Annotated in this window: 27 protein-coding genes and 1 pseudogene; 25 read left to right on the plus strand and 3 right to left on the minus strand. The window is 29.8% G+C overall.

All coding sequences use genetic code 11. From position 1 onward, the window contains the following. The first annotated feature begins 145 nt into the window (after nucleotides 1-145). Both H8S20_RS17455 and H8S20_RS17460 read left to right on the plus strand, forming a co-directional pair. Nucleotides 146-1,810, plus strand: a complete 1,665-nt coding sequence (locus H8S20_RS17455; protein WP_186860910.1) for a ribonuclease J — start codon at nucleotides 146-148, stop codon at nucleotides 1,808-1,810. Nucleotides 1,811-1,993: 183 nt separating this feature from the next. Further along, the gene (locus H8S20_RS17460; protein ID WP_186860911.1) at nucleotides 1,994-2,371 is read left to right on the plus strand and encodes a hypothetical protein; all 378 of its coding nucleotides are present in this window, start codon (nucleotides 1,994-1,996) and stop codon (nucleotides 2,369-2,371) included. A 35-nt stretch (nucleotides 2,372-2,406) separates the two neighbouring features. Here H8S20_RS17460 and H8S20_RS17465 read toward each other — a convergent pair whose 3' ends face one another. Next, nucleotides 2,407-3,111, minus strand: coding sequence for a response regulator (locus tag H8S20_RS17465; RefSeq protein ID WP_186860912.1), 705 nt, complete (start codon nucleotides 3,109-3,111; stop codon nucleotides 2,407-2,409). Further along, complete coding sequence (locus H8S20_RS17470) at nucleotides 3,104-5,800, minus strand: ATP-binding protein (RefSeq protein ID WP_186860913.1); 2,697 nt, start codon at nucleotides 5,798-5,800, stop codon at nucleotides 3,104-3,106. Before H8S20_RS17470 ends, H8S20_RS17465 begins: the two co-directional genes overlap by 8 nt. Nucleotides 5,801-6,166: 366 nt before the next feature. Here H8S20_RS17470 and kdpF point away from each other — a divergent pair, with 366 nt between their 5' ends. The 4 genes from kdpF to H8S20_RS17490 are packed head-to-tail and all read left to right on the plus strand — an operon-like array spanning nucleotide 6,167 to nucleotide 10,694. Further along, entirely contained in the window at nucleotides 6,167-6,244 is a 78-nt protein-coding gene (kdpF, locus tag H8S20_RS20840; RefSeq protein ID WP_081921746.1) for a K(+)-transporting ATPase subunit F, read from the plus strand. A 17-nt stretch (nucleotides 6,245-6,261) separates the two neighbouring features. Beyond that, a complete protein-coding gene (gene kdpA, locus H8S20_RS17480; RefSeq protein ID WP_186860914.1) occupies nucleotides 6,262-7,986 on the plus strand; it encodes a potassium-transporting ATPase subunit KdpA in 1,725 nt (574 codons plus the stop codon). A gap of 11 nt (nucleotides 7,987-7,997) precedes the next feature. Next, nucleotides 7,998-10,055, plus strand: coding sequence for a potassium-transporting ATPase subunit KdpB (kdpB, locus tag H8S20_RS17485; protein ID WP_186860915.1), 2,058 nt, complete (start codon nucleotides 7,998-8,000; stop codon nucleotides 10,053-10,055). A gap of 15 nt (nucleotides 10,056-10,070) precedes the next feature. After that, a complete protein-coding gene (locus H8S20_RS17490; protein WP_186860916.1) occupies nucleotides 10,071-10,694 on the plus strand; it encodes a K(+)-transporting ATPase subunit C in 624 nt (207 codons plus the stop codon). 431 nt (nucleotides 10,695-11,125) lie between these two features. On the opposite strand, the gene H8S20_RS20845 is transcribed toward H8S20_RS17490, so the two are convergent. After that, nucleotides 11,126-11,221 carry a MerR family DNA-binding transcriptional regulator gene (locus H8S20_RS20845; protein ID WP_207725353.1) on the minus strand — a complete coding sequence of 32 codons (96 nt, stop codon included), beginning with the start codon at nucleotides 11,219-11,221 and terminating at the stop codon, nucleotides 11,126-11,128. 21 nt (nucleotides 11,222-11,242) lie between these two features. Here H8S20_RS20845 and H8S20_RS17505 point away from each other — a divergent pair, with 21 nt between their 5' ends. From H8S20_RS17505 to H8S20_RS17595, 19 genes and pseudogenes are all read left to right on the plus strand, one after another. After that, entirely contained in the window at nucleotides 11,243-11,857 is a 615-nt protein-coding gene (locus H8S20_RS17505; protein ID WP_366456571.1) for a transketolase C-terminal domain-containing protein, read from the plus strand. 178 nt (nucleotides 11,858-12,035) lie between these two features. Further along, nucleotides 12,036-12,614: a histidine phosphatase family protein gene (locus H8S20_RS17510; RefSeq protein ID WP_186860917.1), complete on the plus strand. Its 579-nt coding sequence runs from the start codon at nucleotides 12,036-12,038 to the stop codon at nucleotides 12,612-12,614. A gap of 282 nt (nucleotides 12,615-12,896) precedes the next feature. Then, nucleotides 12,897-13,835, plus strand: coding sequence for a GNAT family N-acetyltransferase (locus tag H8S20_RS17515; protein WP_186860918.1), 939 nt, complete (start codon nucleotides 12,897-12,899; stop codon nucleotides 13,833-13,835). 15 nt (nucleotides 13,836-13,850) lie between these two features. Then, nucleotides 13,851-14,531: a PIG-L deacetylase family protein gene (locus H8S20_RS17520; protein WP_186860919.1), complete on the plus strand. Its 681-nt coding sequence runs from the start codon at nucleotides 13,851-13,853 to the stop codon at nucleotides 14,529-14,531. A 31-nt stretch (nucleotides 14,532-14,562) separates the two neighbouring features. Continuing rightward, nucleotides 14,563-15,054 (plus strand): PTS sugar transporter subunit IIB, encoded by a 492-nt coding sequence (locus tag H8S20_RS17525; protein ID WP_186860920.1) that lies wholly within the window; start codon nucleotides 14,563-14,565, stop codon nucleotides 15,052-15,054. A gap of 163 nt (nucleotides 15,055-15,217) precedes the next feature. Further along, the gene (locus H8S20_RS17530; RefSeq protein ID WP_186860921.1) at nucleotides 15,218-16,006 is read left to right on the plus strand and encodes a PTS mannose/fructose/sorbose/N-acetylgalactosamine transporter subunit IIC; all 789 of its coding nucleotides are present in this window, start codon (nucleotides 15,218-15,220) and stop codon (nucleotides 16,004-16,006) included. A 2-nt stretch (nucleotides 16,007-16,008) separates the two neighbouring features. Continuing rightward, nucleotides 16,009-16,875, plus strand: a complete 867-nt coding sequence (locus tag H8S20_RS17535; RefSeq protein WP_186860922.1) for a PTS system mannose/fructose/sorbose family transporter subunit IID — start codon at nucleotides 16,009-16,011, stop codon at nucleotides 16,873-16,875. Between the two features lie 25 nt (nucleotides 16,876-16,900). After that, on the plus strand, nucleotides 16,901-17,281 hold the full coding sequence (locus H8S20_RS17540) for a PTS sugar transporter subunit IIA (RefSeq protein ID WP_186860923.1): 381 nt from the start codon (nucleotides 16,901-16,903) through the stop codon (nucleotides 17,279-17,281). A gap of 25 nt (nucleotides 17,282-17,306) precedes the next feature. Then, nucleotides 17,307-18,020, plus strand: a complete 714-nt coding sequence (locus tag H8S20_RS17545) for a GntR family transcriptional regulator (RefSeq protein WP_186860924.1) — start codon at nucleotides 17,307-17,309, stop codon at nucleotides 18,018-18,020. An 80-nt stretch (nucleotides 18,021-18,100) separates the two neighbouring features. Further along, nucleotides 18,101-18,310 (plus strand): annotated as a pseudogene (locus H8S20_RS17550) (aldo/keto reductase); the annotation flags it as partial. Nucleotides 18,311-18,691: 381 nt separating this feature from the next. Then, nucleotides 18,692-18,964 carry a CD3324 family protein gene (locus H8S20_RS17555; RefSeq protein ID WP_186860925.1) on the plus strand — a complete coding sequence of 91 codons (273 nt, stop codon included), beginning with the start codon at nucleotides 18,692-18,694 and terminating at the stop codon, nucleotides 18,962-18,964. Between the two features lie 149 nt (nucleotides 18,965-19,113). Further along, entirely contained in the window at nucleotides 19,114-19,854 is a 741-nt protein-coding gene (locus H8S20_RS17560; RefSeq protein ID WP_186860976.1) for a phosphotransferase, read from the plus strand. A 173-nt stretch (nucleotides 19,855-20,027) separates the two neighbouring features. Continuing rightward, the gene (locus tag H8S20_RS17565) at nucleotides 20,028-20,186 is read left to right on the plus strand and encodes a hypothetical protein (RefSeq protein ID WP_186860926.1); all 159 of its coding nucleotides are present in this window, start codon (nucleotides 20,028-20,030) and stop codon (nucleotides 20,184-20,186) included. A 54-nt stretch (nucleotides 20,187-20,240) separates the two neighbouring features. Next, nucleotides 20,241-20,777 (plus strand): GNAT family N-acetyltransferase, encoded by a 537-nt coding sequence (locus H8S20_RS17570; RefSeq protein ID WP_186860927.1) that lies wholly within the window; start codon nucleotides 20,241-20,243, stop codon nucleotides 20,775-20,777. Between the two features lie 192 nt (nucleotides 20,778-20,969). Beyond that, nucleotides 20,970-21,713, plus strand: a complete 744-nt coding sequence (locus tag H8S20_RS17575; RefSeq protein ID WP_186860928.1) for an MFS transporter — start codon at nucleotides 20,970-20,972, stop codon at nucleotides 21,711-21,713. Between the two features lie 94 nt (nucleotides 21,714-21,807). Further along, the gene (locus H8S20_RS17580) at nucleotides 21,808-22,386 is read left to right on the plus strand and encodes a DapH/DapD/GlmU-related protein (protein ID WP_186860929.1); all 579 of its coding nucleotides are present in this window, start codon (nucleotides 21,808-21,810) and stop codon (nucleotides 22,384-22,386) included. A gap of 159 nt (nucleotides 22,387-22,545) precedes the next feature. Continuing rightward, complete coding sequence (locus tag H8S20_RS20555) at nucleotides 22,546-22,797, plus strand: MerR family transcriptional regulator (RefSeq protein WP_243177756.1); 252 nt, start codon at nucleotides 22,546-22,548, stop codon at nucleotides 22,795-22,797. Between the two features lie 576 nt (nucleotides 22,798-23,373). Next, entirely contained in the window at nucleotides 23,374-24,294 is a 921-nt protein-coding gene (locus H8S20_RS17590; protein ID WP_186860930.1) for an AraC family transcriptional regulator, read from the plus strand. A 253-nt stretch (nucleotides 24,295-24,547) separates the two neighbouring features. Continuing rightward, nucleotides 24,548-26,785 (plus strand): glycoside hydrolase family 3 protein, encoded by a 2,238-nt coding sequence (locus H8S20_RS17595; protein ID WP_186860931.1) that lies wholly within the window; start codon nucleotides 24,548-24,550, stop codon nucleotides 26,783-26,785. Nucleotides 26,786-26,832: the final 47 nt, after the last annotated feature.

Genomic DNA, 26,832 nt, shown 5'->3' on the forward strand with positions numbered 1-26,832 from the left:
TTTAATCATTAATACAATTAAAAATTTGATACGGGCATTAGTGGATTTTTAATTTAATGTTAAGTAGATTAAGAATTTTAATTTATTAGTTGAGCGGATTATTTTATTAAATAAAAATTATGGATAATTAACTAAGGAGATTTTAATGGAAAATAAAAATAGAATAAGGGTTATACCTTTAGGTGGATTAGGTGAGGTAGGTAAGAATATTACTGTTATAGAGTATGGAGAGGAGATAGTAGTAATAGACTGTGGAATGACTTTTCCAGATTCTGATATGCTAGGAGTTGATGTAGTAATTCCTGATGTATCTTACCTAGTAAAAAATAAGGAAAGAGTAAAAGGCTTTTTTGTAACTCATGGACATGAAGATCATATAGGAGCTTTTTCATATATATTAAAACAAATTAATGTACCTATTTATGGGACTAAATTAACATTAGGCTTAATTGAAAGTAAGCTTGATGAAGCTAATATGCTAAGTACTACATCTTTGAATTTAGTAACACCAGGTGAAATTATTAAGCTTGATAAGCTTAAGGTAGAATTTATAAGAACCAATCATAGTATTGCTGATAGCTGTGCTCTTGCTATACATACTCCATTAGGAGTAATAGTTCACACAGGTGATTTTAAAGTAGATTTTACCCCGGTAGATGGAGAAGTAATAGACTTAGGTAGATTTGCAGAGTTAGGGAAGCGTGGAGTATTACTTCTTATGGCTGATAGTACTAATTCAGGGCATAGTGGATATACAATGTCAGAAAAGACAGTAGGGGAAACTCTAAAAAATCTATTTTCAAAAGCTAATGGTAGAATAATAGTTGCAACATTTGCATCTAATATCCATAGGTTACAACAAATAATAGATTCTTCAGTGATATATGGAAGAAAAGTAGCTTTTAGTGGAAGAAGTATGGAGAAAATATCAGAAGTTGCAATGAATTTAGGTTACTTAAATATACCAGACGGAACATTGGTAGATTTAAAAGATATTAAGCTATATAATAGTGAGCAAATTACTATTGTAACTACAGGTAGTCAAGGAGAGCCAATGTCAGCATTGACTAGAATAGCAGCAGGAACTCATAGAAGTATACATATCGAACAAGGTGATATGATAATTATTTCTGCTACTCCTATACCAGGAAATGAAAAGCCAGTATCAAGAGTTATAAATGAGTTAGTTAAAAAAGGCGCTAATGTAATATATAAAGCTATTGAAGATATTCATGTATCTGGTCACGCTTGTGAAGAAGAATTAAAGCTTATACATTCTATAGTTAGACCAAAGTTTTTTATGCCTGTACATGGGGAGTATAAGCATTTAAGAAAACATTCACTTATAGCACAACAGCTTGGATTAAAAAAGGAAAATACATTTATATTAGAAAATGGAAATGTTTTAGAACTTACTAGAAAAACCGCTAGAATAAATGGAAAAGTCCAAGTTGGGAATGTTTTAGTAGATGGTGTTGGTATCGGTGATATTGGAAATATTGTATTAAGAGATAGAAAGGTATTATCGAATGATGGAATTATAAATATTGTTGTTACTTTAGAAAAAGAAAGCAAGGATATTTTATGTGGACCTGATATAGTGACTAGAGGGTTTGTATATGTTAGAGAATCTGAAGGACTAGTTTCTGAAATAAGGGAAGTAGCTAGTAGAAGTTTAGAATATTGCATAGATAATAGAATTCTAAAATGGAGTGAAATAAAGAAATATATACGTAATGAAGTAGGATATTTTATTTATAGCAAAACAAAGAGAAAACCTATAATTATACCAATTATAATGGAGATATAGTAAAATATTATAATATGGAAGAGTCTTTAGATTAAGGGCTTTTCCATTATTTTTTTACTCGATAAGTAAAACTACAAATTTTAATATGATCTTTATAAGTATGAATATATCTTAACATCCTATTTATTTTTTTCTTTATATAATATAGGCAAAAGGAAAGGTGGATATGGAGGCATAAGAATTATGTTTGATATGTATTTAGTTGAAAAAGAATATACAAGAAATATTAAAGAAGCAATAAGCAACTTAAAAGAAAATAATTTTGAAGTAGCATTAGATTATATTCATAAAGCTATGTTTATAAATGATTCTTCAGGAGAAGTCCATAATTTATTAGGAATATATTATGAGAAGAAAGGTGATTTAAATATGTCAGGAAAGCATTATAGAGCAGCTTGGGATTTAGAGCCAACCTTTAAAGCACCTATGAATAATTTACAAAGAATAACTTCTTATAATTATAAAAGAACTGAAAAGTATATAGAGTATGGAGAGGATTTTTATAGGGCGCGTATAAACTTAGATACAAAAAATTTATATACTAATTTACAATCAAAATAAAGGACTACTAGGAGGTAGTCCTTTATTTTAATAAACTAATCAATTTTAATCATTCTATATCCAACACCAATATGAGTTTGAATATACTTTGGATTAGATTTATCTTTTTCTATTTTTTTTCTAAGTGTAGCCATAAATACTCTTAATGATTGTGTATCACAGGATAATGTGCTATCCCAAACCTCTTTAAGAATGTAATTATGAGTAAGAACACGACCTACATTTTTAGCAAGCAAGCATAGGAGCTTGTACTCATTTGGTGTAAGATGTATTTCTTTATCTTCTATATAAACTTGTCTTGATAAATAATCAATTTTTAAGTCGCCATTAATAAAAGTTGTATCAGATATAGATTGAGGTGTAGAGTTTTGGTTTCTAAGTCTTCTTAATGTAACTCTAAGCCGTGCAAGTAATTCATCGGTACTAAATGGTTTTGTTAAATAGTCATCTGCGCCAGAGTCAAGAGCATCGATTTTATCTTTATCTTCACTTCTAGCACTAACAACTATTATTGGAACATCTGACCATGAACGAATCTTTCTTATTATATCAATACCATCCATATCAGGAAGACCTAAATCTAAGATGATTATATCAGGCTTTGAGGAAAGTACTCCCATAATAGCAGAACTTCCATTAGAGGCTGTTTGATATTTATATCCTTGAACTTCTAAAGTTGTCGTTATCAAGTTTCTTATGGCTTTATCGTCTTCTATAATGAAAATATTATAGTTATTCATAGATTTTAACCTCCTTTGATTTAAGCGTAAATGAAAAAATAGTTCCCTTAGGCTTATTATCGCTTACCCAAATCTCACCGTCATGAGCATTAATTATTGATTGACAAAGTGATAATCCTAAGCCTAAACCCCGTCTATTATCACCAGTATTATTACTTGAAGTAAAGAACATGTCAAATATTTTAAGTTTGTCAGTATCACTAATTCCGTTACCATTATCACTGATTTCTATAACTAATCTATCTTCAGTATAAGGGCGAGCACTTATTTTAATATTTGTTCCAGGTGGAGTATATTTTATAGCATTATCTACAATATTAATTATTACTTGAATTATTAACTTAGAATCCATATTAGCCATTAAAAAGTCATCTGATAAATCAACAGTAATATTATATTCAGAGCACCGTCTATTAATATGTTTAAGTGCTTCTAAAATTACTTCATCTAATAATTCAGGCTCTAGCTTAATAGAAACAGAACCATTATCTAGTCTAGTTACTGATAGTATATTTTCAACTAAGTTAATAAGCCATTTAGAATCATCATATATATCTAAATATAATTCATTAATTTTATCTTTATCTAACATATCTCCATTACCTATTAGAAATCCTACATTTCCTAAGATTGATGTTAAAGGAGTTCTTAAGTCATGAGAGATGGCACGTAAAAGGTTAGATCTAAGTTGTTCCTGCTTTGCTTGAGCATGGATTTCTTTTTTTATTTCGTTAATAGTTTCTTTTTCAAGTGAAAGTCCAAATTCTCCAAGCATAGCAATTAGTAGATTTCTTTCATAGGAATCAAGCTCGGATTTATTTATAGCAATACCTACAACAGCATAAACAGTATCTTGTCCTCTAACTGAAAGATATAAGCATCTTGCACCAGATAAGGTGTGAGTAGTAGCTCCAGCATTTTTATTATTTTTAAGAACCCACTTTGCAACAGCTATTTCATCAGAAGTAATATATTCATCAATAGACTCTTCGGTAGAGCTAAGAAAAGTTATTGGAGTAGAAGTAATGCTATTGTTAGTTACGGGATATATCATAACTGTAGAGTTAAGAAGCTTTAATAATTGTTCACCCATAACAGAGTAGATATTAGCTTTATCAGTTGCTTGTTGAAGTTTCTGACTAGTTTCTAATAAAACCTCTGTACTTCTTGCTTGCATAGCACTTTGATGACCTTGTTTTTTTACTCTTTTAGTTAAGGTGCTTGTTAATGTAGCTGCTATGAACATAATTATAAAGGTAACTGGATAACCATTATCATATGCCTTTAATGTAAATCTAGGTTCAGTAAAAAAATAATTAAATATAAGAACACTTAAAAACGAAGCGATTGTACTATATAGCTTCCCGTCTGTACATATTGATATAAATAAAACTCCTAATATATAAACTGTAATAATATTTGCTTCATTAAAACCTAGTTTATAAAATAAATATCCTAAAATAGTTATTGTTATCAAAATAAGAATTGATTTTAATATATCAATAAATTTAGGTGTAGTTATTTTAAAACGTCTAGGATTATTTTTATTATAAGGTTTTATACTATCAGGAATAATGTATATTTCTAAGCTAGGAGCAAGCTCTGTTAAGCTTCCTACAAAACTTTGCTTTGGGAAAAGACCTTTCTTATTATTAGATCTTCCGATAACTAATTTTGATACATTTGATATACTTGCATAATATGCAATTTGTTTAGGAATATTATCTCCATATATAGTTACGATATTTGCACCAAGCTGTTCAGCAAGTTTAACATTTGACCTTAAACTGTTTATATTATTTTTTGAAAACTCTTTTGTATTAGGTGTTTCAACAAATAATGCTGTAAATTTGCCATGAAAAGCATTGGCCATTCTAGCAGCAGTACGAATTACTTTTGCATTAGATGGTGAGCTTGATAAACATATCAATATGTGTTCATTAGTATAATAACTATGATTAGATTTCGGTATTCTTTTTTCAAAGGTATTATTTATTTGGTCTGCTGTACGTCTTAAAGCTATTTCTCTAAGTGCAATGAGATTATCTTTAGTAAAGAAATTCTCTAAAGCTCTCTTAGCTTGGCTACTTTTATACACTTTACCACTATTTAATCTAGCTATTAAGTCATCAGGTTCAATATCAACTAATTCAATTTTATCTGCATTATCAAAAACCTTATCAGGAATTCTTTCGTTAACTGTAATTTTAGTTATTTGGTAGACTATATCATTTAAGCTTTCTATATGTTGAACATTAACTGTTGTATAAACATCGATACCAGCCTTTAATAATTCTTCAATATCTTGATATCTTTTTAAATTACGGCATAAATGAGCATTTGTATGAGCGAGTTCATCTACTAAAATAATCTTTGGATGTCTTTCAATAGCCTTATCTACATCAAATTCTTTTAATGTAATACCTTTTTTATTTATTATTAATGGTGGTAATATTTCTAAACCATCAAGAAGACTTATTGTTTCTGGCCTAGAATGGGGCTCTATGTACCCTACAATTACATCTATACCTAAGTTTTTTGAAGCATGAGCTGCTTCGAGCATAGCATATGTTTTACCTACACCAGCAGCATAACCAAAAAATATTTTAAGTTTACCACGAGAAGACTCTTCTTCCTTTTTCTTTATTTCTTTAAGTAGTTTTTCAGGATCAGGTCTAGAATCATTCATTTTAACCCCCATATTTAAAACAAGTTAATTTTATACAACAATTATAATATAGTGAATATAAAAATAAAATAAAGATTTATTTATAGATGTTAAGAAAGTATAAAGATATTTTATGAAGTGTTTGATATTAATAAATTTAAATAATACTAAATAAAATCTTTATACTTTCTTTATGTCTTTATATATAAGATTAACACAAACTTTATTTGGTAAGTTATATATTAAATACATAAAAGCAATAGGAGGTGGACGTAAACTATGGATTTAATGATGATAGGATTAATTTTCATACTTTTCTCAAGCAGCAGCTTATTAATAAGATGGTGTGATAAACAAATAAATAAGTAATTAAGGGGGAAAACTTTTATGTTTTTGTTAGGAATAATAATAATTTTTCTCGGAGGATATCTTTTATATGCTCTTGTGAATCCAGAGAAGTTTTAAGTTTAGGGGGATAAGATATGTTACAAATAATTTTAGTTTTATGTTTATTTATTGCATTAGTTATACCAATTGGTAGATATTTATATCATATAGCTGATAATAAAAAGACCTTTGCAGATCCTGTTTTTAATCCTATAGATAATTTTATCTTTAGAATATGTGGGATTAAAAAAGAGGATATGAATTGGAAGCAGTATGCATTAGCTCTTATAGCTACAAATGGAGTAATGATTTTAATTGGTTATATAATTCTTAGAATTCAAAATCTACCTATATTTAATCCTAATAATATAGAATCAATGGAACCAAGCCTTTCATTTAATACAATTATAAGTTTTATGACTAATACAAACCTTCAGCATTATTCAGGAGAATCTGGTTTATCATATTTAAGCCAAATGGCAGTTATTATATTTATGATGTTTTTAGCCGCAGCTAGTGGATATGCAGTATGTATGGCTTTTATTAGAGGTATAGCAGGCAAGAAAAGCTTAGGAAACTTTTTCGTTGATGTAGTAAGAGTGATTACTAGAGCTTTAATACCACTTTCTTTAATAGTTGGTATTTTATTAGTTGGACAAGGTGTCCCACAAAATTTAAGTGCTAATAAAACTGTAGAGACAATAGAAGGAAAATATCAAGATATCGCTATGGGACCTATAGCAGCTCTTGAGTCAATAAAGCATATAGGAACTAATGGTGGTGGATTTTTAGGAGCCAATTCATCAACACCTTTAGAAAACCCTACAGTTGTTTCAAATATTATAGAGTTATTATCAATGATGGTTTTACCAGGGGCTTGTATTATAGTTTTTGGTCTTATGGTATATTATCGTAAAAAAGAAGAAGATATTGGCAGTAATAAAAATAAGAATAATGTATTGTTTGGTGGGGAAGGTAGAACAATTTTCGTAGCTATGTCAATTTTATTCTTAATAGGGCTTACAGTTTGTTATTTAGCAGAGAAAGCTGGAAATCCTGAGCTAGCAGAGGTTGGGTTAAGCCAAGCTATGGGAAGTATGGAAGGTAAAGAAGTAAGATTTGGGATAGCTCAGTCATCCTTATTTACAACTGTAACCACTTCATTTACAACAGGTACAGTAAACAATATGCATGATACACTTACACCTCTAGGAGGAATGGTAGCATTACTAAATATGATGCTAAATGTAGTTTTTGGAGGTAAAGGTGTAGGATTTATGAATATGGCATTATATGCAATTATAGCTGTATTTATTTGCGGACTTATGATAGGACGTACACCTGAATATCTTGGAAAGAAGATAGAAGGAAAAGAAATGAAGCTCGCAGCTATGTGTATTATACTTCATCCATTACTTATATTAGCATTTTCAGCATTGGCTGTTTCAGTTTCAGCAGGAGTTGATGGGATAAGCAATCCAGGATTTCATGGACTTACACAAGTACTATATGAATTTGCATCCTCAGCAGCTAATAATGGTTCAGGCTTTGAAGGACTTGCAGATAATAGCTACTTTTGGAATATAACTACAGGAATTGTAATGTTTGTAGGGCGTTATATAACAATAATCATTCAGTTAGCAATTGCAGGATCATTAATGGCTAAAAGAAGAGTAAATGAATCCATAGGAACACTTAGGACAAATACCTTTGGATTTTCATTAACATTAGTTATGGTAGTTTTAATATTTTCTGCGTTAACATTCTTTCCAGTTTTATCACTAGGACCTATAGCAGAACATTTAACTCTTTGGAGATAGAGGTGATTTGTATGAGTAAAAAGAAAAATTCAAAGTTTATTACTAAAGATATTTTAAGATCATCAGTAATAAATTCATTTATAAAATTAAACCCTAAATATATGATTAAAAATCCAGTTATGTTTGTAGTAGAAGTAGGCTTTTTTATAACAGTATTACTTTCTATATTTCCTAATATATTTGGAGAAAGTGTAGAAGATTTAAGGTTATATAATATTGTAGTTTCTGTAATACTGTTTATAACTGTATTATTTGCAAACTTTGCTGAAGCAGTAGCGGAAGGAAGAGGTAAGGCTCAAGCAGAGACTTTAAAGAAAACTCAGAAGGATACTAAGGCTAGAATTGTATATGATGATGGAACTGAAGAGATAATAAATGCTTCAGAACTAAAAAAAGGCGATATAGTTTTAGTAAAGAGTGGAGAAATAATACCAAATGACGGTGAAGTTATAGATGGAATTGCTTCAGTAGATGAATCTGCAATTACAGGGGAATCAGCACCAGTAGTAAAGGAAAGTGGAGGAGATTTTGCATCAGTTACTGGTGGAACTACTGTGGCTAGTGATTGGCTAAAGATTATTATAACATCATCCCCAGGTGAATCTTTCTTAGATAAGATGATAAATATGGTTGAAGGTGCTTCAAGACAAAAGACACCTAATGAGATAGCACTTAACACTTTACTTGTAAGTTTAACTATTATATTTCTTATAGTTATAGTTACTTTATATCCTATAGCAGCGTATTGCAATGTAGATATTCCAATTTCAACATTGATTGCTTTAACAGTATGTTTAATTCCAACAACTATAGGCGGTCTTCTTTCAGCAATAGGAATAGCTGGAATGGATAGAGTAACAAGATTTAATGTAATTGCTATGTCAGGTAAAGCAGTAGAAGCTTGTGGGGATGTAGATACTATGATTCTTGATAAAACAGGAACTATAACATATGGGAATCGTCTAGCATCAAAATTTATCCCTGTTTATGGAGTTAGTGAAGGTGAACTTATTAAGTACTCAGTAGCATCCTCATTAAAAGATGATACTCCAGAAGGGAAATCTATTGTTGAGCTTGGAACTACTCTTGATAATAAACTTGATATAAATAAATTTTATGATGCAACCTTTATAGAATTTACAGCACAAACTCGTATGAGTGGAATAGATTTAGAAGATGGTACAAAAATTAGAAAAGGTGCAGCAGATTCAATTATTAAATATGTAAAAGAACAAAATGGAAGTATTCCAGATGACTTAGAAAATAGTGTTAATGACGTATCAAAGCTAGGAGGAACACCGCTTGTAGTATCAGTAGATAACAAAATTCTTGGAGTAATATATTTAAAAGATACAGTTAAACCAGGATTAGTAGAGAGATTTGCAAGACTTCGTGAAATAGGAATAAAAACTATAATGTGTACTGGAGATAATCCACTAACAGCAGCAACTATAGCTCAAGAAGCAGGAGTAGATGGGTTTATAGCTGAATGTAAGCCTGAAGATAAGATAGAAGCTATAAAGAAGGAACAAGCTGAAGGTAAGATCGTTGCAATGACTGGTGATGGGACAAATGATGCTCCAGCACTTGCTCAAGCTAATGTAGGACTAGCTATGAATAGTGGTACCTCTGCAGCAAAAGAAGCTGCCAATATGGTTGACTTAGATTCAGATCCAACAAAGATTCTTGAAGTTGTAGAAATAGGTAAACAGCTTCTAATCACAAGAGGATCACTTACTACATTTAGTATAGCAAATGACGTTGCAAAATACTTCGCTATAATTCCAGCTATATTTATGATAGTAATACCAGAAATGCAAATTCTTAATATTATGAAACTTGCAACTCCAGAAAGTGCTATTTTATCTGCCTTAATATTTAATGCAATAATAATTCCAGCACTTATTCCTTTAGCAATGAAAGGTGTTAAGTATAAACCTATGAGCTCTGGAAAAATGTTAGCTAAAAATATGCTTATTTACGGTTTAGGTGGAGTAATTACCCCTTTTATAGGTATAAAGATTATAGACCTTATAATAAATCCTTTATTAAAGATTATAGGAATATAATAGGAGGAAACAAAAATGAGTAAGATGTTAAATGGACTAAAAAAGATCATGATTTTTTCAGTAGTGTTATTACTACTATGTGGAATAATCTATCCATTAGTTGTAACAGGTATTTCACAAGTATTATTTCCTAATAAAGCTAATGGAAGTATTATAGAGGTTAATGGAAAAGAAGTAGGTTCAGAGCTAGTAGGACAAGACTTTACAGACGAAAGATTTATGAAATGTCGTCCGTCAGCTGTAAATTATAATACTTATACAGCTGAAGAAAAAGAGAATGGAACTTATACTGGAGTTAGGTCAGGATCAGATAACTACGCTCCATCAAATCCTGACCTAATAACAAGAGTTGAAGAAGATATGGCTGAATTTTTGCAAAATAATCCTGATGTAAAAAAAGAAGATATACCAACAGACTTATTAACTGCTTCAGGATCAGGACTAGATCCTCATATTTCTCCTGAGTCTGCTAAAATACAAGTTGCTAATCTAGTAAAAACTACAGGCTTAGCAGAAGAAGAGTTACTAGAGATTATTGATAATAATACTAAAGGGAAGTTTTTAAATATATTCGGTGAAGAAACAGTTAATGTATTAGGAGTAAATTTAGAAATAGCTAAAAAAATAGGAGTTATTTAAGTTAAGAGGTAATCATTAAGAATGAAGCTGCTAAATAGCTCATAAGGTTATAAAATTGAAAGTCAGCTTTGCTGACTTTTTTCTTTAACTCATAACTATTTTGCATTATCTATAGTTATAAGCAGGATAAATCATCAGAATTTTTAGTAAAGTGGATACTTTCAGTACCAGCTTCCATTGCGGTTTTATAATACCAACATTTATGATCAATTAAATCCAATTGTTTCTGAAGAGCTTTAATTTGTGCTTGTACTGTTTTTTTCTTTCCATAAACAGTTTATATCTTTATTCTAAATAGGAATCACCTTCTTTAACCCAATTAACAAACTGTTTAATTTCTAGAATAGACATACCTGTATTTTTAAAGCACTCAATGATTTTAACATTTGAATATTACCTTCGGTAAAAATACGATAACCTGATTCTTTTCTTTAAAGGAAGGGGAGTAGCCCTTCTTTATCATAATAGCGAATAGTTGAGTGAGGTAAATTTACCATTTTAGAAACTTCTTTTATACTATAATTCATATCTATCAACTCCTTTAAAAAATAGAGTTAAATGATTTAGCAGAAGAAATAAGAGAAGTACTTTTTGAGAAAGCAAGTACAACAGGTGGACATTTTGGTCCTAATCTTGGGATGGTGGAAGCCACTATAGCTTTACATTATGTGTTTGATTCACCAAAAGATAATCAGCCAGTAGCTATACGTTTTCCCAATACAGATGTAATTTCTACTGGTGTTAAAGTTGAAGCTGATTTTAATAAACTAAATACTTATGAAAAGACTATTAATGGTAGTGAAGTGGCAATAATAGGTCTTGGTTCCTTCTATGGGCTAGGTAAGAAGGTACAAGAAAAATTAAAAGAAGAAATAGGAATTGATGCTACATTAATTAATCCTAGGTTTATTACAGGAATTGATAAAGAGTTATTAACAGAACTATTAGATAATCATAAATTAGTAATTACATTAGAAGATGGAATACTAGATGGTGGGTTTGGAGAAAAAATATCAAGATTCTATGGTGATAAAGAGATGAAAGTATTAAACTTCGGAGCCACAAAAGAATTTACAGATAGAGTTCCTCTAAATGAGTTATATCAGCGTTATCATTTAACAGAAGAGTTAATAGTAAATGATATAAAAATGGTATTGGAGTAAGTAAAAAATAATATAGTAAAAAAGTATAATTATCTTATCTAATATAGTGGAGTTTAAATCCCAGCAAAGTTAAAATGGCTTTGTTGGGATATCTTATTTTTTAACAAATTTATAAAAAGATATTGACTTGGAGTTAACTCCAAGTAATACAATGTAAACGTAAAGGGGAGGTATGAAGATGAAAAAGATATTTTATATGATGCGTCATGGACAAACATTATTTAATTTAAGAAGAAAGATACAAGGGTGGTGTGATTCCCCATTAACTGATTTTGGAATAGAACAAGCAAAAGCAGCAGGAGAATATTTTAAAGATATAGAACTTGACCATTTATACTGCTCAACAGCAGAAAGATGTTCTGATACGCTAGAAATTGTAACAGAAAATAGTATGCCATATACTAGATTAAAAGGTTTAAAGGAAATGAACTTTGGAACTTTTGAAGGTGAAAGCGAGGATTTAAACCCTGATAGAGAGACATTTGAAACATTCTTTACTAAATATGGTGGAGAATCTAGAGATATGTGTAGAGAAAGAGTTGTGAAAACTTGTCACGAGATTATGCAGAAAGAAGATCATAGATATGTATTAGCAGTTTCACACGCTGGTGCATGTTTAAGATTTCTAGAACATTGCTATGATGCAAGTAAATTACCTAGAAATGCTTTTTCTAACTGCGCAATATTTAAGTATGAATACGAAGATGGGAAATTTACATTTGTAGAGGTAATTCAAAGAGTTCCAGAAACATTGTAACAAAACTAGATAATGCATACAAATCTGTATATGTATAAAACGAAATTTTATACATATACAGATTTTTTATTTGATATAAACATAAAATTCTTTTATTTATTATGAAAGATGTAGTAAGAGCAAATAGATAATGTAGAAATATGAAGAAACAAAAATGTTAATAAATAACAAAAAAACCTTGAAATGTAAATATTAACATTGTACAATTAGATTAGTTAATAGGTTAACATGTTAACTTGTTAATATGTGGAGTATGTTTTTGATACAGGAGGAAATTTAGAAATGAAAATATTGAATTATTCTCAAAAATTTGAAGCAGAGGTTATTAACTTATGGAATAGTACATTAGAATGGGATTTAATTAGTGTTAATAAATTTAGAAAGCAGATATTATTTGATGATAATTTTAACTCCCAATTAAGCTATGTGGCTATCGAAGAAGGAAGGGTTGTTGGTTATATATTAGGAACTAAACGTATATTTCCTTATTTAGAAAGAGGGTTAGAGCCAAAAAGAGGATGGATAAATGTAGTATTTGTAGATCCAGCTTATGAAAGAAGAGGAATTGGACATGCTCTTGTATCTAAAGTTGAGAAGAAATTAAAAGTGCTAGGTGCTGAAAATATTACACTCGGAGCATATAGTCCAAACTATATTTTCCCAGGTGTGGATAAAGAAAATTATAAATGTGCAATAAAGTTTTTTGAAAAGTTAGGATATGTCGCAGGTGATGAAAGCTATTCTATGTGCAAAGATTTACACGATTATCAATTAAGTGAAGATACAATTCAAAAGTTGAAGGTAGCAAAAGAAAAAGGGTTTTCAATTGTAAACTTTGATTATAAATATGCATTAGAAGCATTAGAATTTGCAAAAGTTGAGTTTGGTGGAGGATGGAAAAGAAATCTATTAATTTCTATGCAAAATAATACAGCAGAAGATTGTGTATTGTTAGTTTTAAATAAAGAAGAAAAGATAGTAGGCTTTTGTATGAGGATGATAGATGGAAATCCTATGAGATTTGGACCGATTGGAGTAGCAAAAGAGGCAAGAAATTATGGGATAGGTGGAATATTGTTTGATATTATGCAACAAGAAATGAAGAAACGGGGTATATATCATTTGTATTTTGTATCTACAGATATTCCAGGAAGAAGATTTTATGAAAGACATGGCGTTAAATTATTTAGAATATTTGTAGACTATAGAAAAACATTATAAAAAGAGGTGAGAAATGTGAGTATTATAAAAAGAGTAGTTAGTATTGGAGCTCATTCGTTAGATGCAGAACTTTTAGGGGGGCCATTGATGATTAAATATGCAAAGGAAGGTGCACACTGTACATTTATTCATGTAACTCAAGGAAGACTTGAAGATCCTAATGCAACGGATGAAGAAAAAAATTTATATTTAAAGGATTTATTAAAACAAAATGAAAGAGCGGCAAATGATTTAGGGGGAGATACTATATGGCTTGGATATGTATCAAATAATATGCCATCTTTAGAAGAGTTTTCAGATAGGATGGAAAGATATTTTATAGATGAAAAGGTAGATTTGGTGATTACACACTGGAGAGGATCAATGCATCCACGGCATATAAATACTCATGATGCAGTAACTACTGCAGTAAAGAGATTAAGAGAAAAAGGAAGTAATATACGATTAGTATATGGCGAGACTTTTGAGGATTTAGTTGGATTTATTCCTCAGGCCTATTTTGTGTTAAATGAAGAGGAAGTAAAGCAATGGTATTGTGGACTAAAGCAATATCAAGTGTTCCAAGGAAAGGTTAATACATTTCCATATCAAGAATATTATCCAACTAATGGTAGGGTGCGACAAATAGAATCAAATAGCAGTGGATATACAGTGACATATATGTATGCAAGCTTAATAGAAAATGAATTATGGTAATAATTAAAGATAATTAAAGGAGAGGTTAATGATGGGCAAAACTTATATAAGAGTAGATGATAGATTAATTCATGGACAAACGATAGTTGCATGGTGTCCAACCCTTAGTATCGGTGAGATAATTGCAATTGATGATTCTAGTGCAAAAAATCCAATGTTAAAATCAATAATGACAATGGGGGTTCCTTCAACTTATAAGACACATATAGTTACAACTGAAGAAGCTAAAGTAATGTTGTCAAAAGGAGGAGATAAAAACCGCTTAGTAATAGTAAAATTTCCAATAAAACTTGAAGAAATTAAAGATGAAATTTCAGATTGTGAATTTATAATGCTTGGTAACATAGCGAAGAGAGCTGATACAAATCACAAGCTAAGCGGCTCAACAGGGATTTTTTATTTAAGTGACAATGATGTAAAAATTATAGATAGCCTTGTTGATAGTGGATTAGAAGTTAATTTCCAACAGCTACCTAGTGCGAGCAAAACATCTTGGGAAGCTTTTAAAAAAACAATTAAATAATATAAGTCATTTGTTTTAGAATAATACAGTTTTAATAAAGGAATTTTTGCTTAGTGGCCACAGCAGATATATATTTATTAAACGTTTTATTAAGGTAAGAAATTATAAATATAATTCTATCTAAAGAGCGATTATGCTTAATAATAATAAGGGGAGAATTTTTATGAGTATTATTCAAATTATTTTAATTGGGTTATTTATTTACTTAGGTTCTATTGGATCAATTGTAGGTAATACAATTGGATGGTATACATTAGGAAGACCTTTAGTAGCAGCTTTTATAGTTGGATTAATAATGGGAGATTTACAAACAGCGATGATTGTTGGTATTCCACTACAAATAATGTATATGGGAAATGTAACACCAGGTGGTGCAGTTGCTTGGGATTTATCTTACGCAACATATATAGGTGTAGCAGGAGCTCTTGTGTTTGGTAAGGGAATGGATGCAACACAAGCTATTGGATTAGCAGTTGTTTTTGCAGGTATCGGAGGATTAGTTGGACAATTGATGTGGAATGTTTCTTATGCATGTAATCTTCCTTTAAATCGTATTGCTCAAAAATATGCAGCACAAGGAGAAACTAAAAAGATGTATATTCCTAATGTTGTTTTTGGACAATTAATTGGTTTTGCATGTAGATTTATACCAGCAGTTATTGTTTTAACTTCAATTACAGCTGCTTCAGCACAAGCTGACTTTGTAACTTTAATACCAGGTTGGATAACTACTTTATTAGGTATATTTGGCGGAATGATGGCTGCGCTAGGAATGGGGATTATTTTATCTTTCTTATTAAAGAAACGTTATCATATTGTTATATTCCTTGCTGGATTTATTGCTGTAACTTATCTCAACTTAAATACTATGGCAGTTGCTGTAATAGCTATTATAGTAGCGGTTCTTTATTACACTTGTGTAAATAGTTTATCAGTTAAGAAGGAGGTATAATTATGGGGAAGAAAATAAGCGAAAAGACACTTAAAAAATCATTTTTAAATTGGTTTTTTTGGAATGGATGCTCCCAACAAGCAGAAAGTATGTTAGGTATGGCATTTGGACAATCAATGGCTCCTGTTATAGATGAATTATATGACACTAAGGAAGAAAAGGCAGAAGCTCTTGAAAGACATATTACATTATTTAATACAGAAGCTCAAGTAGGTAGCATTTGTAATGGTATAGTTTGTGGTTTAGAGGAAGCTAATGCAAATGGACAGTGTACACCTGAATTAATTAGTGGTGTTAAGGTTGCTTTAATAGGACCAACATCAGCAATTGGAGATTCTCTTTGGGTTGCGACTATTATACCTATATTATTAACAATGTGTTTATCAATTTCACAAGGTGCTACTACTATTCCATGGATAGGACCAGTTATGTACATGGTAGTATACCCTGTATTAACTTGCTGGTTAAGTTGGAAACTATTTAAGGTTGGATATAGATCAGGAATTGAAGGAATGCACAGCTTTATGTCAACTGGTAAGATTGATATATTAACAGATACTATGACAGTATTAGGCTTAACTGTTGTTGGTGCATTAACAGCTTCATTTGTTAGTTGTGTTTTACCAATTCAAATTGTAAAGGATGTATTTGATGCAACAACAAATACTTTATTAGAAAATCAGGTGTTATTTAATGCTAATACTATGCTTGATAGTATATTTCCTAAAATTTTACCTTTAGGATTAACACTGTTTGTATATTATTTATACAGTAAAAAGAAATGGTCGCCACTAAAATTAATGGGATTAATATTAGTATTAGCAGGGGTTTTAACATTTATAGGATATACAACAGGATTTTACGTATAAAATTAGAAGTTTATAGGAGAAAAATATGGTTAATATAATAGTAATGGGCCATGGAGGTTATGCAAGAGGGACTAAGGAAAATTTAGAAATGGTATCTGGAGTATCTAATAATATGCACTTTATAGATTTGACAAAAGAGGATAGTTTGGATATTTTGGAAGAAAAAGTGAAAAAATTACTTGACGAATTTGGTAATAATCAAGTATTATTTGCATGTGATATTATAGGAGCTTCTCCATTTAGAGTTGCTGCAATGATAACTGCTGAAAATCAAGAAAGATATTGTACAGTAGCTGGATTAAATGCTATGGCATATATGGAATTAGCTATGGCAAATGAAGGAGATGTACATGCTCTTGCTGAAAAAGCAATTAATACAACAAAAGAATCAGTAATTAAATTTTGACTATAGAAATAAGGACGTGTGTATCATGGAAAACAGAGGTACAAAGTACTATCAAATAAAACAAGATATTATCCAAGCGATTAAGCATCAAAAGCTGAAACCAGGAGATAAGGTTGATAGTGAATCAGTAATTAAGAAAAAATATAATGTGTCAGCTACTACAGTTCGTAAAGCATTTTCTGACTTAATAAGTGATGGATATTTGTATGGAGTTCAAGGCTTAGGAACATTTGTTGCAAAAAAACAAATGATACGTAATCTAACATCAATAAGCTTTAGTGATGAATTAATACAACAAGGTTATGAGATAGATATGAAAATTGATGACATTTCAGAAATAGTTAATGAAAAAATTGCTGAAAAGTTAGGAATTCATAAGGAACAGCCTATCACATGTATTAAGAGGGTTAGGTTGGCTAACAATGAACCAATAGCATATCAATCTTCATATATAGATAGCAGAATTTTAAGTTTAGAAGATGCGAAAGACATTTATAAGACTAAGTCATTTTATAAGACATTATCTAATTTTAGAATTATTCCTACATGGGTAAATGAGAATTATTCTATAAAGGAATTAAACAATACTAAAATTCAAAAGATGATGAATATAAAAAAGGGAGAGGCAACTTTCTTTGTTAAACGAATTGCATTTAATGAAGCTGATGAAATAATAGAATATGCAGAAACCTACTTCAATAAAGAGTGGTATTCCGTTACAGTAAATATTAAAATATAGAAATTAGTACTTATCCAATTACTTAAATTAATGTTTATAATTTTGTAACACGTAAAGCTATGTGAATTAAAATAATTCATATAGCTTTTTTATATGAATTTTCATTAAGAAATTCGGATTTAAATGTATCACGAATTTGTCTTGGATGTATGGGTTTTGGTGATTCTACAAAAGGAATTCACTCTTGGACTCTTGATGAAGGAATTAATTTTTTTGGTACAGCGATTGCATACCAAAATGGTACAAGTGAAAAATATCTTGGACGAGCTATAAAAAAGCTAGCTAAGTGTTAAGAGGTTGTAATAGCAACAAAGATTTCACATATAGAAGATGCTATAAAAGCTAGTCCAGTAAGAGTAACAGAAGAGGAAATAGAGTATTTAGAAGAGTCATATATACCTCATAAATTAGTTGGAGTTATGGGCCAAAATAATAAATAGTATAGGATTTATACAACTTGATTTATTTAATTAATAAGTAATAAAAAAGAAAATAGTTAATTGAAGGTTATACCCCAAAATAGTAAAATCAAAATATACATATAATTTAAGGAGGAATTTTTATGACTACACCTGCTAATAATGCATAGCAAATGGCTATTGCATTTTAAAATAGTATGAAATAGCCTTTGCTTAACCTAAATAGAAATTTTAAATTTAGGGGGAAGCATTATGTGCTATATAGCAGCAAAAGCAGTATTACCTAGTGAAATAATTGAGTTAATTCAAAAATATGTAGAGGGTGAATATATTTATATTCCTAAGAGAAAGAATAATAGACAAGGCTGGGGAACAGCTAATAATACTCGTAAGGAAATAAATATAAGAGACTACAATATTTATAATGAATATATGAATGGAGCAAGTAGAGTTGAACTTGCCGAAAAATACTTCTTATCAAAGAAAAGCATAGATAGAATTATCTTAAAAGAAAAATCTAAATGAGATTTATGAGCTAAGACATGATTAAAGTCTTGGCTCATTTTCGTTTATGAAAAATAAATTAGGTTTATTATAGCTTATGTAATTTTTATAATATAACTATAAAAACTAATTTAATTGATAGAAAAATAATTATATGAGGAATTGGGTAGATTTTAGATGAAAGATATTATACTCTTTTAACAAAAATAGACGGAAAAGTTTTAAAGAACTATTTTGAAGGCGATTTTATAAAAAGAGGCAATAATATAGGAAAATCTTTGGCAGAACTCCATATTGGCTTAAGTAAAATTACAGATGAAATCAAAGGAAAAATAGTGGCCTTTGATAATGATTTGATAGCTGAGCTTAATGGCTGGGTAATAGATGAAATAGATAAGTATGTAAAAAAGTCTACTTTAGATAAGAATGAAATAAACATATTTAAAGAATGTATAAATGAGTTGTTGAATGGGTTCAGAAATGATTATTATAAATTGCCTAGACAAGTTATTCATAGAGATTTTCACGGAGGAAATATTATATTTAAAAATGAAGATATTGTTGGGGTTATAGATTTTGATTTAAGTCAGATTAATGCAAGGTTATTTGATATATGTTATTTATGTACAGGTTCCCTTACAACAATATTTAATGATACTGAAATGAGAGATAAGTGGATACAATTTATTAAAGCATTTATTCAAGGCTACCAAAGTGTAAATAAGCTTACTTCTCACGAAATTAAATCTATGAAAAATATGATGCTTTCAATAGAAATAGTAATGGTTGCTTACTTTGCTAGAGAAGGATATGAGGATATTGCAAACAATAATATAAAAATGGCTAATTATCTAAATGAACTATGGCAGAATAAATGGGATGGAGAAAATGGTGGAATTATCGTTAAATAACGTTAAAAAATATAAAGATACAAATTTAGTTTTAGAGAATATTACCTTCTAAGTTTATGATAAAGAGAAGGTAGGGATAGTATGGGTTAATGGTAGTGGAAAGGGTACAATACTTAAATTAATTGCAAGGATTGAGGAGTTAAACCTTTATCCTAGCTCAACAAGTCTTGGTTATGATGAAGGGGGATATTTCTATATTTAAAGAAGCTACTATTCATAGGCTTGAAAGTGAAATAAGTGAAATTGACAAAGTTATGAAGATGATTGAGTTAAGTTATGAGGCGCTTAATAAATTATATTGTAATAAAGAAAGTTTAAGCGAGGAAACTTGAAATGATAATAGGGCAATGGATAGATATTAATAGTTAATGGGGTGATGAGGAATTATGAGAATAGAAACTAGTAGATTAGTTGTTAGAGACTTTAATAGAGTTGATGCTGAAAATCTCTATAGAATTGTTAGAGAAAAGGATATTTTAAGATTTATGCCTGATTGGGCAGAGATTGGGGAGTCTCCACAAGAATATTTTAGATATATTGACTGGCATCAAAGTCATGTTGACTCAACAGATATATATGAAAATAAAAGATATGTAATTGCATTAGCTGATACAGATGAAATGATTGGTATGGCTGGTATGGGACTTGAAGATACATTGAATGAAGTTGAAATAGCATATTTTATGTCAGAAGAATATCAAAGGAAAGGATACACGGAAGAAGCAGTAAATGAATTAGTTAATTGGTGCTTTAGTGTATCTAATATAAAATATCTTATTTTAACTATTGATTGTGTGAATGTAGCATCATGTAAACTTGCGGAAAAATGTGGCTTTGAATTGTTTGAAAAAAGAACACCAATAAGTCATAAGCAACCTAATATGGAAAGTGATAGTTATTTTTATTATCGTAAATATAGATAATGAATAATTTATTTCTTTTCATTGCTTATATTCATTTTATAGTCACTCAATGTCTTTTTTAATCTAAATAAATTTTAGTTCGTCTAATTGAGGAAATTGTTCTTGTAAATCTAATTTTCAGCAGGAGCAGTATGTTCGCCTATATTTAGTAGATGTATACAAATCTTTGGCTGGGAGAAAACATATATAATAATGGGACTAGCTATTATAGGATTATGTATTCCAGCAGTAGTATATCCATTTTCCATAGATCATAAGGATATTGGATTATTAGCTTATGGAGAAACTGCAAAAGAAGAAAGAACTGCCAATAATATTGTGAAAAAGAATAATAAATTTAATTTCTTTACTGTAAGCTTTATATGCTTCTTTATATTTGCAATATTGCATACTGCAATTTCAGGTATAACTCAACATTTACCAGGCTTTGATGAAACTTTAAATTATACTGCTGCAGTTGGAGCTACTATGTTATCAGCCGGAATGGTAGGTAATATTTTATCAAAGTTAGTTATAGGTTTTATAAGTGATAGAGTAGGACCCGTTAAAGCCACAATAATTATGATAGTTACTAATATAATTTCTATAGTTATCTTATTAATTGCACCTTCATCAATAGCATTATTAATTGGTTCATTTTTATTTGGATCGGTTTACTCTGTTGGGGCAGTTGGTTTTGCCTTATTAACAAAGCATTTCTTTGGAGTAGAAAATTATTCAACAGTATATCCTATAATATCATTTGCTACTAGTTTTGGAAGCGCATTTGCATTAGCTTTAGTAGGATATATTTATGACTTTACTGGCTCTTATGTCTATGCATTTCTTATTGCTATAGGAATAAATTTTACAAATTTGATTTTAATGTATATAGTTATAAAGCGATATTCACTTAAAAAGAATTCAACTGTTAAAAAGATAGCAGTTAATATTTAGATTATAGAAAAATATGAAAATTTATAAAAAGGTATTGACCTAAAGTTAACTTTATCTCTTAAGATAAAGAAGTAGACGAATTTAGGAGGCAAATATGAGTATGGATTTAATAAAGATAATAGAGGATATGGAGTTTATTTCACATGAGGATGCAATATTTACTGAAATTCATAAAGTTTTAGAGGATACTTTAAGGTTAACAACTGAATTAAACTCAGGATATAAAACTCCAGAGGAAGTAAGAGGTATTTTATCAGAAATAACAGGAAATAAAATAGATTGTTCTGTACAGGTTTTAACACCATTTAATACAGACTTTGGTCGTAATATTAAGATTGGCAAAGATGTATTTATAAATAAATCTTGTATGTTTGTAGATTTAGGAGGTATTGAATTAGAGGATAATGTTCTTATTGGACCAGAGGTAAAAATATTATCAGTTAATCATCCTTTAGATCCTAGAAATAGACGTGGTGTAATTTTAAAAAGTGTAAAAATTAAAAGAAATGCTTGGATTGGTGCAGGGGCGATAATTTGTCCAGGGATAACTGTTGGAGAGAATTCAGTTATTGGAGCAGGCTCAGTTGTTACTAAAGACGTACCGGATAATTGTGTATACGGTGGAGTGCCAGCTAAGTTTATAAAATGTGTAGAAGTAGAGAGTGATATTTAAATAGTAGCTAAGATTGACATAAAGTTAACTTTATCTTATATCATATATATAATGAAACACTCTTTCATTAAGGTTGAATGTGTATATTTCAAGTACAAAATGTGAAATTTTGATTGTCAGTTAAGTAAATATAATATTATTAGATAAAGGAGTTTTTTTATGACATATACCATAAAGCAAGTTGCAGAGAAAATGGGAGTATCAGTTCCAACTTTACGTTATTATGATAAAGAAGGTCTTATGCCATTTATAGAGAAAAAAGAAAATGGTACTCGTGTATTTAAAGATGAGGATTTTAAAGGGTTGGAAATAATAACATGTATGAAAAATTCTGGTATGCCAATAAAGGAAATAAAGAAGTATATGGATATGTGTATAGAGGGTGATAGCACTCTTATAGATAGATTATAGGTTTTTCTTAAGCGGAAGGAAATAGTTAAAAAGCAGATAGAGGAACTAAACAATATTATGAATGTTATTGACCATAAGATTCGTTATTATGAGACAGCTATTGAGGCAGGCAGTGAATCTATTCATAAAGATATTAGTAAGAAGTAAAGTGTATAGCTAGTATAAAGCCATCAAAAGATAAGTAAATAATTCTTAGATGGCTTTTTGTTTTGATAGATATAAACATTAGGAATAACTCGTATTACGCTATAAGTAATATATTAAAATAAGTGAAATGAAAGATGGTATTGAGTTAAATGAAAGTAATTAACGAGGAAGCACTAATAGGAGAACGTTTCATTAGTTTCAATTAAGAAAGCCATTGATAAAGTATAGTGTATAATTCAGTAATATTTATATAAAATAACTTCCTTTATACCTAGGTTTAAAAGTTTTACTAGTTGTTAAATAAAAATTATGATGTAAAATTTTTATAAAGTATATATAATTAACTTAGAATCAAATTCAAATTAGAAGTAGGTGCTTATATATTTCTTTTTGATGAAATGATAATAGTAAGAAAGGTGGTTACTTCCTTTGGATAAGGTTAGTTATGAAAAAGTAGATATTACACAAGATTTAAATGCTGTTATTAAGTATATAGATAAAGAGAATATTAAAGAAAATCCTTTTCGAATTAAACAAAGCTATATTCCTCCTCATTGGCATAGAAGCATTGAATTTTCACTTGTTTGCAAAGGAGAAGTAGATTTATGGATTAATAATCATAAAAATACTCTTAAAGAAGGAGATTTTATTTTTATTAATAGTGGACAAGTACATAAATTGGATAGCCCAAATCATAAGGAGTGTGAAGTTTTATTAGTTATACTTTCTTATGATTTTTTAAAACGTGTATTACCAGATATAGATAATCTATTTTTTGATATAAAAAAAGATTCGCCAAAGAAAAAGAGAGTTTATGAAATTTATGAATTTTTTAAAGTTTTTAGTAAGAAACCAAAATTAAATGATGAATTAATGGTTAATGCATATATTTATGAACTACTTTATATACTAATCAATGAATTCCAAGTTGATTTATCTAGGGATGAAAAGAAGTATGTAATTTCAAAGAAAAGACAACATAAAATACTTGATTATATAGAAGAAAATCATAAAGAGGATTTGAGTTTGACTCGATTGGCTGAGGTGTGTCACATGAGTGAGGAACATTTTAGTAGAGTATTTCGTGAATATTTCGGGACTAATTTCAAAACATATTTAACAAATTACAGACTTTATTGTAGCTATAATGATGTTATTGATTCTACAAAAAGTATGCAGAACATTGCCCTTGATTATGGGTTTTCAAGTGTAAAATCATTCATTAGTGCCTTTAAGGATAGTTATTCAATGACTCCATATCAATATAGAAAACTATATCAAGCATCAAAAAATGTTAATAATCATACTAAAAATAATACAACTTCTTTCAATGTTAGAAGCAATATATGAAAACACTTATATTTTGTGAACAACGTAGAATAAATAGTATCCATTAGATTAACTGAGCCTGTACAAATAGAAAAACTTGTATTTCTATTTGTACAGGTTTTTTCTTTAATGATGATTCTCATGGAAATCAAGAGAGTACAGAATAAATATACTAAATATCAAAAAATAGGAATTTTTCAATCAAATAATAACAACATAATAAAAAAAATCTACTGTATAATAAGAATGTAAACGATAACGAGGGGGCTTTGGAATGAAGAGATATATATGTACTGAAATTGATAACTATATTTTTGTTCATAATGAAGGTGGAAAAGATATTGCTTATGCTAAAGATAGTGGGGTCAATCTTATAGAAGATGATGGTTATGCATTTAAGGATCTTAATAAAAATGGGATTTTAGATCCTTATGAAGATTGGCGATTACCTTTAGAAGAGCGTATTCAAGATTTAGTGAGCAAGATGAGTATCAGAGAAATAGCTGGACTCATGTTATACAGTCAACATCAATCAGTTTCAACAAGTGATTCATTATTTGCAAAGATGTTTCAAGGAACTTATGATGGGAAGCAATTAAGTGAAAGTAATAAAAATATTTGGGATTTAAGTGACCAGCAAAAAGACTTCTTATCAAAAGATGGAGTAAGACATGTACTTATGACTGTCGTTGATGACGCCTATACAGCTGCAAAATGGAATAATAATATGCAAGCATTTGTGGAAAAACTTCCTTTGGGAATTCCATGTAATAATAGTTCAGATCCACGTCATACACCTTCTGCCCATACAGAATTTAATGCAGGTGCTGGTGGAGATATTTCAAAATGGCCTGAATCTTTAGGACTAGCAGCTACTTTTGACCCAGATCTTGTATATAGATTTTCAGAGATTGCTGCAAAAGAATATCGCGCACTTGGAATTGCGACTGCACTATCTCCTCAAATTGATATTGCGTCTGAACCAAGATGGATGAGATTTTGTGGAACCTTTGGAGAAGATAGTCAATTATCTTCTGATATGGCTATGAGTTACTGTGATGGTTTTCAAACAACTAAAGGAATAATAGATGGTTGGGGAAATGAAAGTGTTAATGCCATGGTTAAACACTGGCCAGGTGGAGGAACTGTAGAAAGCGGACGAGATGCCCATTATGCTTATGGTAAATTTTCCGTTTATCCAGGAAATAATTTCGATGAACACTTAAAACCATTTACGGAAGGTGCCTTCAAATTAAAAGGAGGAACACTAAAATCAGCAGCTGTTATGCCTTATTATACGATTTCTTACGATATTGATGAAAAGAATCATGAGAATGTAGGAAATTCATACAGTGAAACTATTATCAAAGATCTATTACGTGAAAAATATGAATATGATGGTGTTGTATGCACAGACTGGATGACTACGAAAGATGCTCCTGAATTTGATTCATTTTTAAGTGGAAAATGTTGGGGAGTAGAAACGTTAAGTGAGGCAGAGAGGCATTATAAAGCTTTAATGGCAGGCGTTGATCAATTTGGTGGAAATAACGAAATTCAACCAGTACTTGATGCTTATGAAATGGGAGTCAAGAATCATGGTGAAGAATTCATGAGAAGACGTTTTGAAGTAAGTGCAAGCCGATTGCTTCGTAATATATTTCAAACAGGTTTATTTGAAAATGCTTATGTAGATCCTGAAATTTCACAAAAAACAGTTGGAAATGAGCAATTTATGAATGAAGGATTTGAAGCACAATGTAAATCAGTAGTATTGCTTAAAAATAAAAATAATATATTGCCAATGAAAAAACATAAAAAAGTTTATATTCCAACAAGACGTATTGAAGAAAGTAAAGATTGGTTTGGCAATGTTATCGAAGCTCATGCTGAGATGCCAGTAAATTTAGAAATTGTAAGTCGTTATTATGATGTTGTTTCAGATCCTAATGAAGCAGATTTTTCAATGGTGTTTATAGAATCACCACAATGCCAACCATATTCGTCAGAAGAGGGTTATTTACCTGTTACACTACAATATCGTCCATATAAAGCTACACTTGCTAGAAAAGAAAGTATTGCACAAGATGAGAGAGATGAAATAGTTAATAGGACAACCTACAATAAAACAAATACATGTAGTAATGAAGCTGATTTAGATATTGTATTAGAAACAAGAAAGCTTATGAAAGACAAACCTGTAATTGTTTCTATGAACTGTAAGAATCCAACTGTCATGAAGGAGTTTGAAAGAAGTGTTGATGTGATTCTTTTAGATTTCAATGTCCAAACACAAGCGATTCTTGAACTTATTTGTGGAAACAAAGAGCCAAGTGCTTTACTACCTTTCCAAATACCAAGTGATATGAGTACAGTTGAAACACAGTTAGAAGATGTTTCATTTGATATGGAATGTCATAAAGATGAAGAAAATCACAGTTATGATTTTGCCTTCGGTATGAACTTTAGTGGTGTCATTGAAGATGAACGTGTTAAAAAATATAGAAAGTAAGTACTGTATTATAAACACTTGATTTATTAAATCAAATATAAGTGACT

The sequence above is a fragment of the Clostridium hominis genome (assembly GCF_014287825.1).
Taxonomy (GTDB): domain Bacteria; phylum Bacillota; class Clostridia; order Clostridiales; family Clostridiaceae; genus Clostridium; species Clostridium hominis.

Coding starts and splice junctions, on each gene's coding strand:
- H8S20_RS17455 (WP_186860910.1), top strand. CDS start 146: ATGGAAAATAAAAATAGAATAAGGGTTATACCTTTAGGTGGATTAGGT.
- H8S20_RS17460 (WP_186860911.1), top strand. CDS start 1,994: ATGTTTGATATGTATTTAGTTGAAAAAGAATATACAAGAAATATTAAA.
- H8S20_RS17465 (WP_186860912.1), bottom strand. CDS start 3,111: ATGAATAACTATAATATTTTCATTATAGAAGACGATAAAGCCATAAGA.
- H8S20_RS17470 (WP_186860913.1), bottom strand. CDS start 5,800: ATGAATGATTCTAGACCTGATCCTGAAAAACTACTTAAAGAAATAAAG.
- kdpF (WP_081921746.1), top strand. CDS start 6,167: ATGTTTTTGTTAGGAATAATAATAATTTTTCTCGGAGGATATCTTTTA.
- kdpA (WP_186860914.1), top strand. CDS start 6,262: ATGTTACAAATAATTTTAGTTTTATGTTTATTTATTGCATTAGTTATA.
- kdpB (WP_186860915.1), top strand. CDS start 7,998: ATGAGTAAAAAGAAAAATTCAAAGTTTATTACTAAAGATATTTTAAGA.
- H8S20_RS17490 (WP_186860916.1), top strand. CDS start 10,071: ATGAGTAAGATGTTAAATGGACTAAAAAAGATCATGATTTTTTCAGTA.
- H8S20_RS20845 (WP_207725353.1), bottom strand. CDS start 11,221: ATGAATTATAGTATAAAAGAAGTTTCTAAAATGGTAAATTTACCTCAC.
- H8S20_RS17510 (WP_186860917.1), top strand. CDS start 12,036: ATGAAAAAGATATTTTATATGATGCGTCATGGACAAACATTATTTAAT.
- H8S20_RS17515 (WP_186860918.1), top strand. CDS start 12,897: ATGAAAATATTGAATTATTCTCAAAAATTTGAAGCAGAGGTTATTAAC.
- H8S20_RS17525 (WP_186860920.1), top strand. CDS start 14,563: ATGGGCAAAACTTATATAAGAGTAGATGATAGATTAATTCATGGACAA.
- H8S20_RS17530 (WP_186860921.1), top strand. CDS start 15,218: ATGAGTATTATTCAAATTATTTTAATTGGGTTATTTATTTACTTAGGT.
- H8S20_RS17535 (WP_186860922.1), top strand. CDS start 16,009: ATGGGGAAGAAAATAAGCGAAAAGACACTTAAAAAATCATTTTTAAAT.
- H8S20_RS17540 (WP_186860923.1), top strand. CDS start 16,901: ATGGTTAATATAATAGTAATGGGCCATGGAGGTTATGCAAGAGGGACT.
- H8S20_RS17545 (WP_186860924.1), top strand. CDS start 17,307: ATGGAAAACAGAGGTACAAAGTACTATCAAATAAAACAAGATATTATC.
- H8S20_RS17555 (WP_186860925.1), top strand. CDS start 18,692: ATGTGCTATATAGCAGCAAAAGCAGTATTACCTAGTGAAATAATTGAG.
- H8S20_RS17565 (WP_186860926.1), top strand. CDS start 20,028: ATGATGAAGGGGGATATTTCTATATTTAAAGAAGCTACTATTCATAGG.
- H8S20_RS17570 (WP_186860927.1), top strand. CDS start 20,241: ATGAGAATAGAAACTAGTAGATTAGTTGTTAGAGACTTTAATAGAGTT.
- H8S20_RS17575 (WP_186860928.1), top strand. CDS start 20,970: ATGGGACTAGCTATTATAGGATTATGTATTCCAGCAGTAGTATATCCA.
- H8S20_RS17580 (WP_186860929.1), top strand. CDS start 21,808: ATGAGTATGGATTTAATAAAGATAATAGAGGATATGGAGTTTATTTCA.
- H8S20_RS20555 (WP_243177756.1), top strand. CDS start 22,546: ATGACATATACCATAAAGCAAGTTGCAGAGAAAATGGGAGTATCAGTT.
- H8S20_RS17595 (WP_186860931.1), top strand. CDS start 24,548: ATGAAGAGATATATATGTACTGAAATTGATAACTATATTTTTGTTCAT.